This window comes from Anatilimnocola aggregata, from assembly GCF_007747655.1.
GTDB lineage: Bacteria > Planctomycetota > Planctomycetia > Pirellulales > Pirellulaceae > Anatilimnocola > Anatilimnocola aggregata.
The window spans coordinates 6,549,473-6,567,483 of record NZ_CP036274.1 but is presented as its reverse complement, the minus strand read 5'-3'; the positions used below and the strand labels follow the sequence as shown (position 1 = coordinate 6,567,483).

At 58.0% G+C, this 18,011-nt stretch carries 16 protein-coding genes; 9 read left to right on the top strand and 7 right to left on the bottom strand.

Translation table 11 applies throughout. From position 1 onward, the window contains the following. Window positions 1–4 precede the first annotated feature (4 nt). Genes ETAA8_RS24670 through ETAA8_RS24660 form a run of 3 tightly spaced genes read right to left on the bottom strand, consistent with a single transcriptional unit; the run spans window position 5 to window position 4,475 of the window. Window positions 5–862: a formyltetrahydrofolate deformylase gene (locus ETAA8_RS24670; RefSeq protein ID WP_145094833.1), complete on the bottom strand. Its 858-nt coding sequence runs from the start codon at window positions 860–862 to the stop codon at window positions 5–7. A gap of 40 nt (window positions 863–902) precedes the next feature. Then, window positions 903–1,694 (bottom strand): SDR family NAD(P)-dependent oxidoreductase, encoded by a 792-nt coding sequence (locus ETAA8_RS24665; RefSeq protein ID WP_145094830.1) that lies wholly within the window; start codon window positions 1,692–1,694, stop codon window positions 903–905. Window positions 1,695–1,727: 33 nt separating this feature from the next. Next, window positions 1,728–4,475, bottom strand: a complete 2,748-nt coding sequence (locus tag ETAA8_RS24660) for a COG1361 family protein (RefSeq protein WP_145094827.1) — start codon at window positions 4,473–4,475, stop codon at window positions 1,728–1,730. Window positions 4,476–4,574: 99 nt separating this feature from the next. Between ETAA8_RS24660 and ETAA8_RS24655 the strand changes: the two genes are divergently transcribed. The 5 genes from ETAA8_RS24655 to ETAA8_RS24635 all read left to right on the top strand — a co-directional run bounded on the left by ETAA8_RS24655 (window position 4,575) and on the right by ETAA8_RS24635 (window position 7,650). After that, window positions 4,575–4,868: a hypothetical protein gene (locus ETAA8_RS24655; protein ID WP_145094824.1), complete on the top strand. Its 294-nt coding sequence runs from the start codon at window positions 4,575–4,577 to the stop codon at window positions 4,866–4,868. Between the two features lie 55 nt (window positions 4,869–4,923). After that, window positions 4,924–5,763, top strand: a complete 840-nt coding sequence (locus tag ETAA8_RS34915; RefSeq protein WP_202921251.1) for a hypothetical protein — start codon at window positions 4,924–4,926, stop codon at window positions 5,761–5,763. Between the two features lie 170 nt (window positions 5,764–5,933). After that, a complete protein-coding gene (locus ETAA8_RS24645) occupies window positions 5,934–6,731 on the top strand; it encodes a phosphatase PAP2 family protein (protein WP_145094818.1) in 798 nt (265 codons plus the stop codon). A gap of 161 nt (window positions 6,732–6,892) precedes the next feature. Beyond that, complete coding sequence (locus ETAA8_RS24640; protein WP_202921250.1) at window positions 6,893–7,126, top strand: hypothetical protein; 234 nt, start codon at window positions 6,893–6,895, stop codon at window positions 7,124–7,126. 41 nt (window positions 7,127–7,167) lie between these two features. Beyond that, a complete protein-coding gene (locus ETAA8_RS24635; protein WP_145094812.1) occupies window positions 7,168–7,650 on the top strand; it encodes a hypothetical protein in 483 nt (160 codons plus the stop codon). Between the two features lie 124 nt (window positions 7,651–7,774). Here ETAA8_RS24635 and ETAA8_RS24630 read toward each other — a convergent pair whose 3' ends face one another. Together ETAA8_RS24630 and ETAA8_RS24625 are read right to left on the bottom strand one after the other, a co-directional pair. Continuing rightward, window positions 7,775–8,311, bottom strand: a complete 537-nt coding sequence (locus tag ETAA8_RS24630; protein ID WP_202921249.1) for a thermonuclease family protein — start codon at window positions 8,309–8,311, stop codon at window positions 7,775–7,777. Window positions 8,312–8,403: 92 nt separating this feature from the next. Beyond that, complete coding sequence (locus ETAA8_RS24625; protein WP_145094807.1) at window positions 8,404–8,712, bottom strand: hypothetical protein; 309 nt, start codon at window positions 8,710–8,712, stop codon at window positions 8,404–8,406. 449 nt (window positions 8,713–9,161) lie between these two features. On the opposite strand from ETAA8_RS24625, the gene ETAA8_RS24620 reads away from it, so the two are divergent. The 4 genes from ETAA8_RS24620 to ETAA8_RS24605 all read left to right on the top strand — a co-directional run bounded on the left by ETAA8_RS24620 (window position 9,162) and on the right by ETAA8_RS24605 (window position 15,201). After that, the gene (locus tag ETAA8_RS24620) at window positions 9,162–9,743 is read left to right on the top strand and encodes an HNH endonuclease (RefSeq protein WP_238397559.1); all 582 of its coding nucleotides are present in this window, start codon (window positions 9,162–9,164) and stop codon (window positions 9,741–9,743) included. A 21-nt stretch (window positions 9,744–9,764) separates the two neighbouring features. Next, window positions 9,765–9,986, top strand: a complete 222-nt coding sequence (locus ETAA8_RS24615; RefSeq protein WP_145094804.1) for a hypothetical protein — start codon at window positions 9,765–9,767, stop codon at window positions 9,984–9,986. Window positions 9,987–10,324: 338 nt separating this feature from the next. Continuing rightward, a complete protein-coding gene (locus ETAA8_RS24610; protein ID WP_145094801.1) occupies window positions 10,325–14,011 on the top strand; it encodes a transglutaminase family protein in 3,687 nt (1,228 codons plus the stop codon). Between the two features lie 71 nt (window positions 14,012–14,082). Then, on the top strand, window positions 14,083–15,201 hold the full coding sequence (locus ETAA8_RS24605) for a hypothetical protein (protein ID WP_145094798.1): 1,119 nt from the start codon (window positions 14,083–14,085) through the stop codon (window positions 15,199–15,201). Here the strand turns inward: ETAA8_RS24605 and ybeY are convergent. Both ybeY and ETAA8_RS24595 read right to left on the bottom strand, forming a co-directional pair. Further along, window positions 15,192–15,653, bottom strand: a complete 462-nt coding sequence (gene ybeY, locus ETAA8_RS24600; RefSeq protein WP_145094795.1) for an rRNA maturation RNase YbeY — start codon at window positions 15,651–15,653, stop codon at window positions 15,192–15,194. The genes ETAA8_RS24605 and ybeY overlap by 10 nt on opposite strands. Continuing rightward, window positions 15,653–18,001 carry an HD family phosphohydrolase gene (locus tag ETAA8_RS24595; protein ID WP_145094792.1) on the bottom strand — a complete coding sequence of 783 codons (2,349 nt, stop codon included), beginning with the start codon at window positions 17,999–18,001 and terminating at the stop codon, window positions 15,653–15,655. The genes ybeY and ETAA8_RS24595 overlap by 1 nt, the downstream gene beginning before the upstream one ends. Window positions 18,002–18,011: the final 10 nt, after the last annotated feature.

The window sequence follows — 18,011 nt, the reverse complement described above, 5'->3', positions numbered from 1 at the left end:
CAAACTATTTTGGCAACGCAATCACGCGATGAAAGTGCAGTTGCACTTCACGATCGACGACGCGGCGCACTCCTTCGACCAGGCAGCGCGGCTCGTTGTCTTCTTGTCCAATCCGAATGATTTCGTCCAGCTTCATGCCGGGGGGCACGGTGAACGTCGATTGATGAATGGTCTGATTGCCGGCGTCGAGTTCGGGCACAATGAAGTGGCAAGTTGCGCCGTAGGTCAGCATGCGGCCGGCATAGGCATCGTGATAGGGTCGCAAGCCGGGGAAACTTGGTAGCAGTCCGTGATGCAAGTTGATGATTCGGCCGCCGGCATACTTCCAGCAACTGCCGGCCGGAAGAATTCGCATGTAACGGGCAAGAATTACGTAGTCGACGTTGTAGCGATCGAGAATGTCGATCATTCGGTCGTCGTTCGCCTTGCCATCGTTCTCGCCAATGCTTTCCCATGGCACATCGAACTGCTCGGCAATGCCGCGGCAGTTCGGTCGGTTCCCGATCATCACGGCAGCATCGGCCTTGAGCACGCCATCGCGAATCGCGCGCAGGATCGCCAGCGGAGGTTCGGTGCGGTAGGTGGCACAAATGGCCAACCGTGGTCGGGCGGCTCGTTCTTCCGGCGACCAGACGCGCACGCTGAGTTTGGTTGCCTGGCCGATCTGGCTCAGCGCCGAACGAACTTCGCCCAGTTGCGCACTGGGAAGATGAACCCGTACCATCATGGCGAAGAGTGCTTCTTCGTCGTGATCGTACATCTGAATCTCGGCAATGTTCGCCCCTTGCCCGGTCAGATAATGAATGATCGGATCGGCGAGGCGAACGTTATCTGGACCAACGGCAGTGACGACAATTTGCATATTCAATAGCCCGAAGCGTGAGCGCAGGAAAGGTTGTTGACTACCGCAGGAAGCGGCCGCCGCTGATATCGATCAGCGCGCCGTTGACAAAGCGGGCGGCATCGCTGACGAGAAACGAAACGACTGAAGCCACTTCATCGGCGGTGCCGTTGCGACCCAGGGGCGTTTCGCGACGATATTGTTCCATCCGTTCGTGCGTGGTGAATTGTTCATGATGGCGAGTCTCGATCACTCCCGGCATGACCGCGTTCGTGCGAACTTGCGGCGCTAGCTCGCGCGCCAAGGTGCGAGTGAAGACTTGCAGTCCACCTTTGGCAGCAGCATAAGGGCCCGCGCCGTTAGCTCCGCCGGTTTGCACCGAGAGCGACAACAGATTGACGATTGCCCCGCGACCAGTTTTACGCAGATGAGGAATCGCCCGCTGCGTGACGACAAAGGCGGAGGTCAGATTGACGTTCATCACCTGCTGCCAAAGTTCCAGCGAGCATTCTTCGAGCTTCGCGCGCTCGACGACGGACCCCGCGTTATTAATCAGCAGATCGAGCCCGCCCGTGTGTGTGACCGCGAGATCGACGAGCGCGGCAGCAGCAGCGGGATTCGAGAGATCAGCTTGTTCCAAGTAGGTGTCGCCACCGACGGAGCGAATCGCTTGCAACGTCGCTTCTGCTTCCAAGTGGCTGCGATGGTAGTGAACGATGACCTTCGCGCCGGCGGCAGCCAATTGCTGGCAAATCGCGCGGCCAATGCCTGTGCCACCGCCCGTAACGAGCGCTGTCAAACCGCTGAGCGAACTAATTGGCGGGGGAATATCCAAATCACTGGCCGGCGACATGTGCTTCCTTTCTGGCCATAGTGCGATGCTTGTTCAGCGGGCACCAGCTGGCATGTTCACCGTGGTTTCGCGCTCGCGGACGATCGGCTTCGGATTCCGCTTGCTGCGCACTTCGACTTGGAACTTGAACATGCCTGGCTTTGACCCTTCAACTTCGATTTGTAGTGGCGGCATGTCCTCGCGTGCTCGCACCAAAGCGACCGGTGTAAAATCGACCTGACTCTTATCCGCATTCCAACTTTGCACCCTGAACGCGGTTTGTTCGGTGGCCACAACTTTCTTAAAGCTGAGTCCCGCGGGCAGGAACAGGGTTATCGACAGGTCTTCGTCGGCACCGCTACCGTCGTTTTTAATTCGCACGATGTAGGTCGTCGTCTTTCCCTGGGGAATTGGGTTGGCAGTCTGGCTGAGCGTCACTTCCAGGTTGCCACCCGGCAGAACTGCTTCGCGCGGCGGCTGACGAGGAATTTCGGGGCGCGGCGTGGGAGCCGGTCCTGGAGCAGGTGTGGGCGGATTCCGTTGGAGCGGTACGGGGGCGGGAGCGGCACGAGCGCCGGCCACAATCGGAATATTGATCTGCCGCGTTTCGGGCTCTCCTTGTTCCGGCTGCAGTGTGATCTGCAAAAAGGCCCGCTCGTCTGTATTCAAGGCCTTCAGGTTGATTTGCTTGCTCAGCGACGCACCCGCGGCCAGTTGGTCGATGTTCCAATAGAGCGTACGGCGAGCTTCGTCGAATTGATGGCCGGGCGTTGCTCGGTCAGGTGTGAAGTTCACGCCATAGGCGACACTCAACTTGGCGTTGCGAGCCACCGAGCCGCCAAGGTTGGTTACTTCGGCCACCACTTCTGCGGTTTCACCCGCCCGCACTTGCTGGGGCTGAGAAAAGCGAAGCTGGAGCTTGGCTGGCATCACTTGCGTTTGAATGCCAGTGACCACACTGCGGGCCGTGGCCGATTGCTGTCCGTCGGCAGTTACGTCCAGCCGATGCGAATGCTGACCGGGACGGGTGACGATGAACGTGACCGCCGGCGAGTTGATCTTTTGTCCCGGCTGCAGATCGCCAATCGTTTTCACAATCGGGCTCTGCTGACCGTCGGCATGTACAAGTTCGGCGGGGAAGCGATCGGTCAGCGTGACATTCCGCAGCACTTCGCTGCCCGTGTTGGTGATTTCGATTTGAAAGGTAGCTCGCTTGCCCACTTCGACCGAATCGGGTCCGCTCATTCGCACGGCTAACGCCTGACGGAAAACGCGCGTCGCCGCGACCCCTTCAGCCTTCAATTGTCCATCGCTGGTGACTGCCATGAAGGTTGACCGCAGGTCGCCATCGACACTAGCGCGGCAATTCACTTTTACGACGGCACGCGAGCGGGCCTGCAGATCTCCCAGTCGCCATTCGAGCCGATTGCCAAAAACCTCGGCCGAGGGAGCACTATTCAGGACTGTCACGTTTGTTGGCGGCGTGAACTTCAGGACCACATCGCGCGACAGTTGATCGCCCGTGTTCATCACTTCGACTTGATAACTAAGCAAGCCATCGCCGGGAACTGTTGTGGGACCACTGGCCGAAACGCTCAGGCCTGGGGCCGTCCAGTTCACACTCGTCAGCCCTTGGCCGACGATCATTTCCGGCACGTCGCCACCGGTGGGGCGAATGATCTGCACTCGGACTGTCGTAATGCCCTGCGAACCGGTGAGCGAAAATAAATCGGCGATGGCCACACCTTGGATATCCGTTTTCACTTCGACAGCGCGGGCCTTGCCGGCACCAAACGCCGCATCGGGCCCTTCGAGCACTTCGTAGCGGACAGTCCAACCTGTGACGGGCGCGCCACCGGAGCGACGAACGACCGTCGTCAATCGCTGACCATTGCGAGCACCAATGGGGGCGACGGAGCAAGGAGGAAACGTCCAGACCGCGTCGACCCAGTAGATGGTCGCATTGGCGCGGCGGCGATCAAAGTTGTGTTCTTTGGGTGACCATACGGTCACGTACGATGCGCCCTCTTTGGGCGAAGTTACACTAATCCAGCTTTGCCCACGCTTGAGGGCAATGTCGTCACTGGGGTCTTTGGTACCTCGGTCGATGTTTTGAGAAATGGTCGAGGTATGAGCGAGCGCGTATTGCGGCGAGATTTTTTGGGGCGAATGACGCAAGAAGTAGGAAGCCTTCAGCGGGCTCTCTTGGCCAATGGCCACAATTTGGCCGGCACCATCCTGCGCGAGCATCCATTCCAAAGGCTGCCGCATGACGTAGTAGCCATCTTTGCCGCAAATGCCGGCGGCGAGGACAACCTCACTGCCGACGGCTGCCACCAGGCGATTGGGGGTGATTTTTAGTGTCGGTCCATTTTCGCAGTCATCGACGGGCGCTTGAGCAGGCGAGGCGCACTGCACAACCTGCAACGGCGGCGGACTCGGCGGTGGTACTGCGCAAACCGCAGGTGTTAGGGGAACGGCAGGCGCCAGTGGAATGGCAACCAGCGGCGGTGGGGCAGGCGGTGTGCAACTGACGGGGATGGCGATTACCGGTGGCGGTCCACAGGGTGCAGGTCCCACAATTGGCCCCATGACCGGTGGGCCGATGGGAACCGGCGGTTGCTGCGGTTGATGGTGGCGGGCGATCAAGGGGCAATCGCGCAGGCGGGCGAACGTCGTGGTCCCTGAGAAGATTCCTTCGCCGGTGGGATCAATCGCTGGAATCGCGCAGCCACCCGCAGTTGCGACCGTTAACACGGCGAGCAACAAGGCGGATTTCGAACTGGCGAAAATCGTAGGCATGGCTGTGTGCGAACAGAGTAAGGGACCCTGCAAGCCTACCACTCAATTTGGCAACATGAAGCGAAAAAGCAACCTGCGGCGTTGCGAAAAAGCTGCAGTATGGTGCTGGTTGCAGCAATCAATGCGTGGCTAACGGTTTTGTGGGTAATTCCGGCTGCCGATGGGCCGAATTCACGGGACCATTTTCGCCCATTGCCGTCCGGGGCCTTTTTTCCCAGGCTTTTCAGTTTGTTTTCTGGCGACGCCTCGATTATTCTGGGAGACAACCAGCTGGCCGCGCAGGAACAACTTTTCAAAGGATCGCGGCGGTTGCAGGGGCGCTCTGAGTCCGGAACGACAATCTTTGACCACTTTGGCAGTGCCATGCGCTGCGACCATTCGGTCCTGTGGTAAGAGCTAAGTGCCGGAATAGCTCAGAACAGAAAACATTAGAAGGGTGAGGCTTACGATGAAGTGCTGGTCGCTACTCGGTTATTTTCTGGCCCTTGGTTTGGTTGCGTTCGCTACGTCCACCCCAGCGGCGGAACCCACTCCTGTCAAAACTGCCACGCCGAATGCAGCACCGCCGGCCGAAATGGTCGAGATGTTCGCCGCAGCTGCGAAGGGCGATATCGAAGTTCGGTTGATTCCCAAAGACTCGACCACTGGCACGGTGACGATCAAGAACAAGACCAAGAAGCCTCTCACCATCAAATTGCCAGAAGCCTTCGTGGGCGTGCCTGTGTTGGCCCAATTGGGTGGCATGGGTGGCGGCCTGGGCGGTGGAGGCGGCAATAACAATCAGCAAAACCAAGCCATGGGCGGCGGCATGATGGGTGGCATGGGCGGCGGCATGATGGGTGGTATGGGCGGCGGTGGATTCGGTGGTGGTGGTGGTGGCCTGTTCAACGTTGGCCCCGAAAAGGTCGGCAAGTTGAAGGTCGTAGCCGTTTGTCTGGAGCATGGCAAAGACGATCCAAACCCGCGAATTCCTTACGACCTGCGCCCCATCGAGTCGTTCACCAACAAGGGCGAAGTGATTGAGCTTGTAAAAATGCTGGCGAAGGGTGAAATCGATCAGAAGTCGGCTCAAGCAGCTGCCTGGCACCTGAGCAGCGATCTGCCCTGGAATGAACTCGCCAATAAGATTGGCAAAAAGCATCTCGACGGCACGCTCGAGCCTTACTTCACCGCCGGTCAGCTTGAGTTTGGCGTGCGGGCTTCACGCGAAGCTACTTTCCGCGCGGAAGAGGCTGCGAAGAAGAAGCCTGCCACGCAAGCGGTGAAGTCGCTCAGCGAGAACAAGTAACGAATCGAGATCGGCTAACCGGCGAAATCGCTGGTCAGCAGAATTGAATCTTTCGCTATATTGAGCGGGCGTTTGTCACTGCGACAGACGCCCGCGCTCTTTTCTTGACGAATGAGAACGCCTGGATTCAGGGGAATTCAGCGCACGGATGAGTCATTCTGGAAGGAACCATGAAGAAGCATCGCCGAAAAGCTCAGAAGAAACCTCGCGGGCTTGTTCGCACACCTTCGCCACAGCAACCTGCTCCGCGCTCTGCCGAAGCGGTTGCGCACCTCCCCGCAAACGACGAACTGGCTCCCTGGCACATCACCAGCATGGGCTGTCTGGTAGCGAGCGCAGTGCTCGTGGTGCTAATGTTCGTCGCGTTCTTCGTCGATGTGCCGCTGGCAAATTGGATTCGGCATGACCAGAAACCAATCAAGGGGGATCTGTTGCGGTTGATTATGCTCGGCGAGGTATTTGGTTATGGCCTGAGTGTGGTGATGATTATTATCACGGCGGGAGTGCTCGACGTACGTGGCTGGCGCGTGGCCCCGCGACTTCTACTGGGTGGCCTAGGTAGCGGAATTTTTTCAGACTGCTGCAAAATCTTTGTCGCCCGGTGGCGGCCGAATACCGAATTTCGTCCGGAGGGCTTTCGCGATTCCTTCGTGGGCTGGCTGCCGCTGATTTGGCGCTCGGATTTGCCCGGCGAGTGGAATCGCGGGCTGCAGTCATTTCCCTCGGGGCACTCTGCCACCGCAGTGGGGCTGGCCCTGGCATTGAGCATCCTTTATCCGCGTGGCACCTGGTGGTTTTTGGTGTTGGCCGCCTTGGCCATGTTTCAGCGGGTGGTCAGCAGTGCTCACTACCTAAGCGATACCCTGGCGGGCGCTGCTGTCGCTTGTCTCTTTACTGCCCTGCTGCTGCACTGGCACTGGTTGGAGCGTTGGCTACGACGAATTGAACTCCTGCCGCAATCGCCGTAGAGCAGCGGATATTTGGGGTATCTCTTGCCAGCCGGTCCCATTCGACGCACCGACCGGTTTGGGGTACAATTCTGGCGTTAATGTTTTTCAGGGCTGATGAACGCTCGTCAGTGGAAATGCACAAGAGAGCGTATTCCCGGCTGGTTGTGAGGAGTGCGGTTGTGTCTTCGATTTTCGCGTTGATTGACGATAAGCATGTGCCGCTTTATCGCATTGTCTGGATCGCAGATGTTCCCCATTTTTGCGGTAACGACGACTGCACTTTCGAAGGGGACTACGAAGTTCGTCTCGAAGGGGATGAATCGGTTTTTGCGTCGCGGATCGAGCGCGACGGGGTGCTCAAGGCGCTCGAAGCGTGGTACAACGGCCACGAGCGGGGCCACGATTTCGAGTAGTCAGACTTCGCGCAGCACTTGCCTCGGCGGGAGACGTTCGCATGTCCCTTTTCGAAGATTCCCGCTTTCAATGGCGCGAAACTTACTTCGTGCTTTTTGATGCGAAGAATCGCCCTTCCTCCGCAGCGGTAAAAAAGGCCCTGCAGGAATTGAAGGCCGGGTTGAACATCAACGAAGCGACCGATTCGGACGACGGCAACCTGGAAGGAATGTCGCTCCTGTCCCATATCGATTCGTCGGGGATCGACATTACCTATATCGAAGGTGATGAAGTCCGCGAGCAGATTACGGAACTCAAGAAGGAGTTTCGCGGCCAGGCCCTCACCGCCGAAGAGAAAGCCAAGTTCGACCGCATGCTGCTATGCAATGCCCGGTTCGACGTTTTCCATTTCGAAGAAATGGGCGACTCCATCGACGACGATGACGGGCCGCTTGATCCGGGCACCTTGCTCCTCGTTCTCGCCCGACTTGCCAAGCTTTGCCACGGCGTAGCCGTTGATCCGCAATCGGGCGGGTTGCTGTAGATCGTGAATCGCCTCCGCCCCTGCGGCGGGGCTTCATTGGCTTATCCACTACCGAATGCAAAGTCACAAGTAGTGCGGAAGCCATTAAACCCCCGGGGCAGGCCAGGGGGCGTGAAGTAGCGATTCAATCTTCATCGGCGGTCATTGGAACCGTCTCAGGCTCTTGCCACATTCCCCGTCGCTCGCGTTTCGCTTCGTCCTGAGCTCGCAACAGTTGCCGGTTGATGGTCATCGAATCGCCCGGATAAGTGTGAACCCGCGCGAGGCCAGCTGTGACGAGGTCTTCGTTAAGCAGACTTTGCCCCGTGTAGACGTACGCGAGAAACCTCCCGTAACGGTCGACTCGACGCTTATCGAGTTGCAAGCTAACCGCACTCGCTGCAACGGCTGACTTGGTGAAGGCCGTTGCTTCCGCACCGTAAGGTTGCGGAGCAACGCCCCGTTTGACTGTTTCAGGAGTGTTGATGCCAAGCAGCCGGACAATGCCGATAAACTCCGGCGCGCGCTCACTGGCGGCCTGCTTCACTAGCAGTGTATCGCCATCAATGACAACCAGAACTTCACACGCCCCTGAGCGCGCGAAACTTGTCGCCTGCGAAAATGCCGCGAGGAGATTGCGCGGCTGCGCCGGTTGACGACCAAAATATCCAACCGCGGCCAAGACAGCAGCGGTGAACAATAAGGGTGACAGTCTAGGCCAGCGCCGATAGCGGCCCCACATACTTGCGGCCCTATGCTGACAAGCGCGTTGAACTAGTTCTGGCTGAAGTTGAGCGAAACCTTGGGCTCGCGTCCCAGCGGATTTTGAATGTAGGTGCGATAGCAATCGCAGCACAGATCGAAGCTCTTCTTTTGATAGACATCGTTGCCGATGGCTTCGTTCATTTCGTCATCTGACCGTTCGAGAATCTCTTCGATCTCGCACAGATGATCGCGGTCATCGGCCAGTTCGTTGTCGTTGATCGGCTCCATCACGGCTTGGACTTCTAGCCGCACGACATACCGCAGATCCTCCTGCGGATCGAGTACCCGTTTGCACCGATCACACGAGTAATGACGCATACAATCCACCCCTTTAAAGCCTCGATCAGCTGCGAGTCTGCACCCGGACGTGCCCACTCACGACGACCTTCATCCTAACGCCGACTCCCGAAAACCCACAAGATGATTCTACCAGAAAGTCGCAAGGTTCCAGCTTTTGGCGCGAGTCGTTTGGCGACATCGTGCCACTTGCGAAAAATTTAACGCGCGGGTGTTGATTTTTTTTCGCATGTCGGCCCATTGGTTTGCGCGAGCAGCAGTTGAATAACTCGACAGTTCGATGCATCAGCTGGCAGTACCGCGGCTGATAGGGCGGGATCCTGCGCTCTCGACTGGCCGAACGCTTCGAGGCGGGATAGAATAAATTGAGATCGAATCCAGCGCCAGCGGAGGGACTCTGCGTGATCAATGCGGACTCAGACCGAGTGTTGAGTTCCAGCGTTCTTGTGCTGAATCGATTCTATTCGCCCGTGCACGTCATATCTGTTCGCCGGGCCTTCATTCTGTTGTATCGCGAGTGCGCAGAGATCGTCCATCTCGAAGATGGTCAGTTCACGAATTACGACTTCGAGAGTTGGTGCGAAATCAGCGCCTTTCGTTCGCAGGAAAAGCAGCCGCACGAAGATTGGGTCCGGGCCGTCCAGTTCGAAGTGCAATGTCCGCGCGTAGTGAGACTGCTCCAGTACGAGCGGGCTCCCCGCAGCGTTTTGCGGTTTAACCGGCGAAACTTGTTTGCCCGCGATGGCCACAAGTGCCAGTATTGCGGGCGCTCATTTCCTTCACACCAGTTAAGTCTGGATCATGTGATGCCCCGTAGTCGCGGCGGCGAAACAAGTTGGCAGAATGTCGTCTGCTCGTGCGTTGGCTGCAACACCAAAAAGGGAAACCGGACGCCGCACGAAGCTCATATGCACTTGATGACCAAGCCAATCGAGCCGACTGCCAATCCGCTGCTGCTGCAAAAGCTGCGCAATCCGAAGTATGCTGCCTGGCAGACCTTTTTGCCGCACCTAGATGTCCCGCAGCATGCGTCTGCCGGCGATGTCAACTAACAACCTCAGTTTCGCTCAACCATGCAAGATGCTTTTGTCGGCGCGATTACTTGCGTTACCGGTCTGTTGTTCATCTTGGGTGCTGCGGCCGACAGCGAACTTCTTCTGGGCCTGCACAAGACACGCTGGTTGACGAATCTCTGGGGCCGGAATGTCGCGAGAGTTTGCCTCAGCCTGCTTGGTCTCGCACTGATTGCTCTTGGCATCGCCCTGATCCGCGGTTGGCGGTTGCCGCTGCTGTAGGGCTGCGCCGGGGCCCAGAAAACGGGCAGTATTCGCCCAAACGTCAGGCAGTGACTAGAATCAATTCGTTCCCGCAAGTGCGAATTGCTCACTAGAACAGCGCAAAAGCGTGAAATGACTTACTTTCAGCCCTACGGAATGGGAATTGCTCTCCGGGCGCTTTGCGCGCAGAGGCTGGCGCGACAATCTCTTCGATGGATCGAGCAGAGTTCCAGCACCTGCCGCATGAATCGGTCGCAGCGCTTGCATTGAGGCTGCACGATTTGCCCAAGCCGATCTCTTTGCCTTGCCGATACCTCCGATCCACAGACCACTCGCCCAGATTGCACTGAATCGCTATGGCCATCCGCGTCGCACTTCACCATCGCACCGTTTATCGCTACGACCGCCCCGTAACGCTGATGCCGCACGTGGTTCGGCTGCGGCCGGCACCGCACTGCCGCACGCCCATCTTGAGTTATTCTCTCCGGGTGCAGCCTGAACTGCAGTTCCTAAATTGGCAGCAAGATCCATACAGCAACTACCTGGCGCGGTTCGTATTTCCGGAACCAGCGACCGAAGCGGTCTTCGAGGTCGACCTCGTCGCCGAGATGACGGCGATTAACCCGTTCGACTTCTTTATCGATACATATGCCCAAAAGTTTCCGTTTACCTACGAACCGATTCTCGCCCGCGAACTGACTCCTTATTTTGAAATCGCCGCTGCGACGCCGCTGCTCGCGGAACTGGTCGAAAAAATGCGCCGCCCCGAGGCGGTGACGGTCGACTATCTGGTCGCACTGAATCAGGCCGTGCAAGAACGAGTTTCGTACGTCATTCGCATGCAGCCCGGCATTCAGACGGCTGAAGAAACGCTGACGCTTGGTTCAGGTAGTTGCCGCGATTCCGCCTGGCTGCTAGTGAACTTGATGCGACACCTGGGACTAGCCGCCCGATTTGTTTCTGGCTACCTGATTCAATTGACAGCTGATGTGAAGTCACTCGATGGTCCGAGCGGGCCGACTGCAGACTTTACTGACCTGCATGCCTGGACAGAAGTCTTCATTCCCGGTGCGGGCTGGGTAGGTCTCGACCCAACCAGCGGTCTGCTGGCCGGCGAAGGGCACATTCCGCTCGCTTGTGCGGCCGATCCGATCTCGGCGGCGGCCATCACAGGCAGCTACACCTGGACCAAGCTCGCCACAGATCCTGCCGATGCCAAGGTGAAGGAAGATTTCGAATTTGAAATGACGGTGACGCGGGTTCACGAAGATCCGCGCGTCACGAAGCCCTACACCGACCGTCAGTGGAACTCGATCGAAGCGCTTGGTGCCCAGATCGACGACGAACTGCGAGCCGCCGATTGCCGCCTGACGATGGGTGGCGAACCCACGTTTGTTTCCATCGACCAGCGCGATGCTCCCGAGTGGAACACCGCTGCCCTTGGTCCGCACAAGCGCGAACGAGCCGGCATTTTGTTCCGCAAGTTGCGCGACCATTTTGCCCCCCAAGGGATGCTTCACTTCGGTCAAGGAAAGTGGTACCCCGGCGAATCGTTGCCCCGCTGGGCACTCAGTTGCTTCTGGCGTAAAGACGGGCAGCCGCTCTGGCGCAACCCAGCCCTCGTAGCTGAAGACGGCAAGAGCTACAGCTTCACCGATCGCGACGCTCAACGCTTCGCGCAAGTCTTGTCGCGTCGGCTTGGCCTCGATCCTGGCAAAGAAATTCCTGGCTACGAAGACGTTTGGTATTACATGTGGCGCGAGCGCCGCCTGCCCACCAATGTCGATCCACTTGCCAACAATTTGGCCGATGCCGAGGAGCGCGCTCGAATTGCCAAGGTGTTCGATCATGGTCTGGAAAAGATCATCGGTTACGCTTTGCCGGTTCAGCGGATCCACACTCGCGAAGGTGCGTATTGGATCAGCGGCAGCTGGTTCCTGCGACGCGAACACATGTTCCTGATCCCAGGCGACTCGCCGATGGGCTTTCGCTTGCCGCTGGATAGTATTCCCTGGGTTGCACCAGGCGATTTATTCAAGCCCGACGAAGTCGATCCTTCCGCCAAGTTGCCGCCCCTGCCCGCAGCCAACGACGGCCGCTACTGGTCGCCCGACGCTGGCGACTTGATGGCGCGTTACGATTCCGCCAATCGACCGCAAACGGTTTGGGAACGTAACTTTGGAATGGAGATGCCGGGCTATCCGGGCGGAGCGATTTCGACTTCGCGCTCGCACGAACAGGACTTTGCCGCTTTCAATACACCGAATGCTGGCGATCGTCGCCGCGAGACGCTCGTTAAGTTTCAAACGTCCAGCGATACTCGCCCGCAACCTGGCCAATCCGCCTCGGGAATTGTCCGCACGGCGCTCTGCATCGAACCGCGCGACGGCACGATGTACATCTTCATGCCTCCGCTACCCATCTTGGAAGATTACCTCGACCTGGTTTCGGCTCTGGAAGCGACCGCTGCCGAACTTAACATGCCGGTGCAGATGGAAGGTTACGGACCTCCGCACGACTATCGCCTGGACAGTCTGTCGGTCACACCCGACCCCGGCGTAATCGAAGTCAACATTCACCCGACCGACAATTGGGAAGAACTGGCGGCGAACACCGAAGTGCTGTATCGCCTGGCGCATGAATCGCGACTGAGTGCCGAGAAGTTCATGCTCGACGGCAAGCACACCGGCACGGGTGGTGGCAATCACATTGTCATCGGTGGCCCAACGCCGGCCGAAAGTCCGATCTTGCAACGGCCCGATTTGCTCCGCAGTTTGGTCTCGTATTGGCACAATCATCCGTCACTCTCGTACCTGTTTAGCGGTCTGTTCTTAGGGCCAACCAGCCAGGCACCGCGAGTCGATGAAGCTCGCAACGATTCTCTGTACGAATTGGAAATCGCCTTCCAAGAGATTCGCAATCAGCAGGGCGTGAAGCCGTGGATGGTCGATCGCATCTTCCGTCATTTGCTCACCGACCTGACTGGCAATACACACCGTGCTGAGTTCTGCATCGACAAACTCTATTCGCCCGATAGTTCGGCAGGCCGTCGCGGTTTGCTCGAAATGCGTGCGTTCGAAATGCCGCCGCACTGGCAAATGAGCCTCGTGCAACAGTTGCTCCTCCGGTCATTGCTGGCCCGCTTCTGGCACGAACCCTATCGTGCACGCCTCGTCCGCTGGGGTACCGAACTGCATGACCGCTTCGCGCTGCCGCACTTTATTCAGCAAGATCTGCAGGACGTACTCTTCGAACTGCGGCATGCCGGCTTCCCTTTGCAGGAAGCCTGGTTTGCCCCACACTTCGAGTTCCGCTTTCCGACGTTGGGCAGCATTTCTCAACGTGGCCTGCATTTGGAACTGCGAACCGGAATCGAACCCTGGCACGTCTTGGGCGAAGAAGGCTCTAGCAATGGCACTGCCCGTTACGTCGATTCATCGGTCGAACGCGTGCAAGTGAAGGTGAGTGGGCTGGTTGATACCCGGCACGTGATCGCCTGCAATGGTCGTCGCGTACCGCTACATCCGACCGGCGTGAACGGCGAATTCGTGGCTGGCGTCCGCTACCGCGCCTGGCAACCTCCATCCTGCTTGCATCCAACCATCGGTGTACACACCCCGCTGGTGTTCGACGTTATCGATACCTGGCTCAATCGCTCGATCGGTGGCTGCACGTATCATGTGGCTCATCCGGGCGGTCGCAACTATGAGACATTCCCCGTGAATGCCAACGAAGCCGAAGGTCGTCGTCATGCCCGGTTCTTCGCCATGGGACATTCACCAGGAAGTGGGCTAGTCACACCAGCCGAAGAGCATCATGCCGAGATGCCTCTCACGCTCGATTTGCGCACGACTCCCACGATGGAGCAAGACCTTACCGCTCCCGAGAACTTGCAACTGCCGACGCGGGCCATGTTTGGCAACGGTTCTTTGGGAGCCGGCTATGCCTCGGGCAACGGGAAAGAAGAACATACTCGGCTGGCACCATCGCAACCCTTTCGCAGTCGGCTAACGGCTGCCTACGAAGGTGAACGCTACGACTGATCTAGCTGGAGCGGGCAAGGGAGCGGTAGACTGCGGAATTGCCATCGCTGGATGTGAAGGCGAGCCGCACGATGCTACCGCAATCCAATCGCATTTCTGAACTCTCACCGCTGTACGCGCGGTGGGTGCTCGTCGTCTTAAGCTTGGTTGCAGTTGTCGGTGGCGTCGCGTCTTGGAATCGCGGCAAATTACCCGTGCGCGATGTAGCGCCAGTTGAAGCAGCGGTCGCAGAAACTCCAGACGCCGTCGCACCTGATTTGCAACTGTATCGCGACATGGTGGATGCGGTGCGTCGGGGTGAGAACTACTACGTCGCGGCGAAGCCCAAACTGATCGCCAGTGGCTTCCCGGTTCGCAGCACTTTTAACTGGCGACTCCCCACTTACGCTTGGCTGTTCGCACTCTTGCCCGGGCCGTGGGCTATTCAAGCGTTGCTAGTGCTTTTGGCTGTGGTCGCACTTGTCCTGCACTTCCAAGCGGAGTTCTCAGCGCGTGGAATGGCTGCCGCGGTTGTCTCTTCCTTCTTGCTACTGGGGGTGGTGAAGTGGTCGGTCGATGGTCTGGCCTTTTACACGCAAGAACTCTGGGCGAGTGTCTTGATCTTGCTTTCGATTGCAGCAATGGGCAAAGGCTGGCAGGTGGTAGCGATCATTGCCGGCATCACCGCCTTAATGTTTCGAGAACTTGCGTTGCCATTCGTCTTCTGGGCAGGAGTTTTCGCCGTCTATCACAGGCGTTGGTCCGAGGCGTTTGCTTGGGCTGCCGGCATCACGCTCTTCGTTGCTTTCTTGTATTGGCATAGTCAGCAAGTCGCGGCTCAGTTGACTCCGGCAGATCTGGCAACGAATGGCGGCGGCATTTCGCAGTGGTTGAAGTTCGGTGGGCTTGATTTTGTTCTGTTGACCGCGCGCATGAATTCGTTCCTGTTCACGGCGATCGGGCCAGTCCTCTTTTTGTATTTGCTGCTTGGCCTGCTCGGGCTCCTTAGCCTTCGCGATGAGCGACTCAACCTACAGTTCGTGGCTGCAGCCAGTTATCTGGCTGCGTTCTGCCTGGTGGGAATGGAGGTGAATTTTTATTGGGGCTTGCTGTATGCTCCCCTGTTGCCGGCGGGCATCGCTGCGGCCGGTGGTTCACTGAGTCTGCTTTGGGACCGCGCTCATGCGCCGGCTGCTGCCAATCAAGAGTAACTGGGTGTCAGTCCGAACTTCGCGAGGTAGCGCTTTTCCTGCTCGCGCATCTCAGCTTTTAATTCCGGTTCCAGATCATCGTAGCCGACCAGATGCAGAGCGCCGTGAATGGTGTACAGCAGCAGTTCGTCGTCGGTTGTCCAGCCAAAGGTGGGTGCTTCGCGGGATGCGTAATCGGCGCTGACGATCAATTGGCCATCGAGCCGATCAGAGTCTTCTTCCAGAACAAAGCTGAGGACATCGGTGGGATAGTCGTGCTGCAGATACTGCCGGTTCAGGTCGTGCATCGCTTCATCGGTGACAATGGCAATGCTCACTTCTCCCCGCACGTAACCGGCATCAGCAAAGATCAACTTCACGGCGGCAATCAGCCGGTCGTAGTTAACGGTATGAGTCTCTTGCTCGTCGGCGATGTCGATGCGCAGCTTCAAGGTCGTCACTTTTACAGGCATCACACCGTCTGATGTTCGGGATACTTCACGCGGCCGTGATAAACGGCAGTCAGCGATTTTACGAGGCTATCTTCGAGAATTCGCAGCTCTTGCAGCGTGAGGCCGCATTCGTCGAACTGCCCATCGAGCAGACGCTTGAGAGCCAGATCGTGCACCAGGCTTTCAATGCGGGCCGGTGTGGGATCGGAGAGGGCTCGGCTGGCGCTTTCGACCACGTCGGCCAACATCAAGACGGCGGTCTCTTTGGTCTGCGGCTTCGGGCCGGGATAGCGGAAGGTCGATTCATCGGGTTCGGCGGCTGTGGGATCGGACTCCAGTCGCTTAGCCTCTCGACGATAGAAGTACTCGACAAGCGTGGTGCCGTGATGCTGCTCGATGAAGTCGATAATCGTCCGCGGCAAGTGATGTTGCCGAGCCAAGTCTGCGCCATCCTTCACGTGCGCGATAATCACGAGCGTACTCATAGCAGGCTGGAGGAACTCATGTCGATTTCCTTCGGTCCCTTGATTCTCGACGAAGTACGCCGGCTTCAGCATCTTGCCGATGTCATGAAAATAAGCGCCGACCCGGACCAGCAGGCCGTTACAGCCAATGGCTTCGGCGGCCGTCTCGGCGATCGACGCCACGTTGATCGAGTGGTTATACGTTCCCGGTGCGCGGCGAACCAATTGCTGCAGCAGCGGATGCTGCACATCACCCAGTTCGAGCAAGCTAATGTCGGTTTGCACGTCGAACAATCGTTCGATGAAAGGGAGGAGCCCCGTCATTAATACACTGGCCAAAAGTGAGCAAGAGCCGAACCAAAAGGCACCGATGGCTAGCGTAACTACGAAGGAATTGGTCCAAGTCGCGGGGAGCCAATCTTCGACAACGTTGAGGGCACTATCGGTGGCGCCAAATGCCTGGCCCACAAGTGTGCCGACACCGAACGTCGTGGCAACGACAACGACTCCTGATATGGCACCGACATAAATCAACTTGGTCCGGCTGCGAATGCGGGCCAGAAACAAGATCGCAGCCGCGACGGAAGAGACGAGGATGACGAACTCAGCCAGCCCCTGGTCGAGCAGGAATGAAACGATCAGCGCGACCGAAGCTGCCAGCAACAGAGCCAGTTCTTTTTCATAGGCAATTGCGGCGGTCATGCCGAACAGCATGAGCGGAATGATCTCGGCGCGCCATTGATCTTTGGAAGCACCCCAGCAGAGGATGACCGTGACGACGATCGCGCCCAAAAGGACCGAGAACTTGTTCAGGTCTTCAACCAACTTGCGGCGGCGGTTCAATATGTAGAAACCACACAGCGTGTAGAGCGCGCCATACATGCCGAACGTCGCCAGGCTGTGGCCAATCTTTTCGGACCAGCCCATCTGCTTTCGCCAGGCCTCGTACTCTCTTCGCAACAGCTGCACGTGGCTGCTATCGAGCGGCTGACGAGCTTCGGCCAGGTGGGCGTCGTTGGCTTTGTATTCGCGGATGACCATTACAACCGCATCGGCAGCTGCCTTCTTTTCGGCTTCAGACGCTTCGCGGTCGAGCTGCAATGTCCGAGCGTTCTGCAATCGCTGATCGAGCCAGGCATAGGTCAGGTCAGCAACGGTCAGACTGTTTTCGCTCATGCCGCCGAAGGACTTCAGCTCTTCGATCAAGCGTTGCTGCAGCTGTGGTTTGATCTTGCTGACCAGCACCTCTTCGACTGCAGCGCGGTGAGTCCATTGGGGCTTGCCCGTGGGGCGAACCTTCACACCTTGTTGACTCCCTTCGGTGCTGGTGTGTTGCAGCACATCGATAACGCCGCTCCGTTCGAGCGGAACAAAGGCCCGCTTGATCGCTTCGTCGAAGCGGCCGGAGTCCATGCCGACCATGAAGAAGCCCTTCAGGGCGTCAAACTTTCGCTTTTCCGTTTCAGGTGTCTTCCCTTCGCCAGCTGGCGAGAACTCTTCCCACAGTTTGGGCTCGACCTTGTCGTAACTTTCCACACTCGCGAGCTGCGAGACCTTGTTCTTTAGCTCTTGTCGCAATTCTTCCAGCGGTCGGGCGTCTTGTTCGTAAACGAACTCAGCCTGCGAGCGAGCCTGATCTTTGCGCTTGGCGGTTTCGACGGGATCTTCTTCGGAAAAATCGACTCGCGCGATGATATCGCGGTTCGGTATGAAACCCGTGCGATACGAGAACGAGGGAGCCCAACTGCCAGTAACTCCCCACATCACCAGCGCAGCGAGTACGCACAAGCCCAAGCGAATGAGCACGTCGGTACGCCGCAGTACAGACAGTCCGCGCGCGACCATGCCTGGGGGTAGCGTGGTTACCCGGCTATTGCGAAGTCGGCGTGAAAGGCTGTGAGACACGGGCAATCGG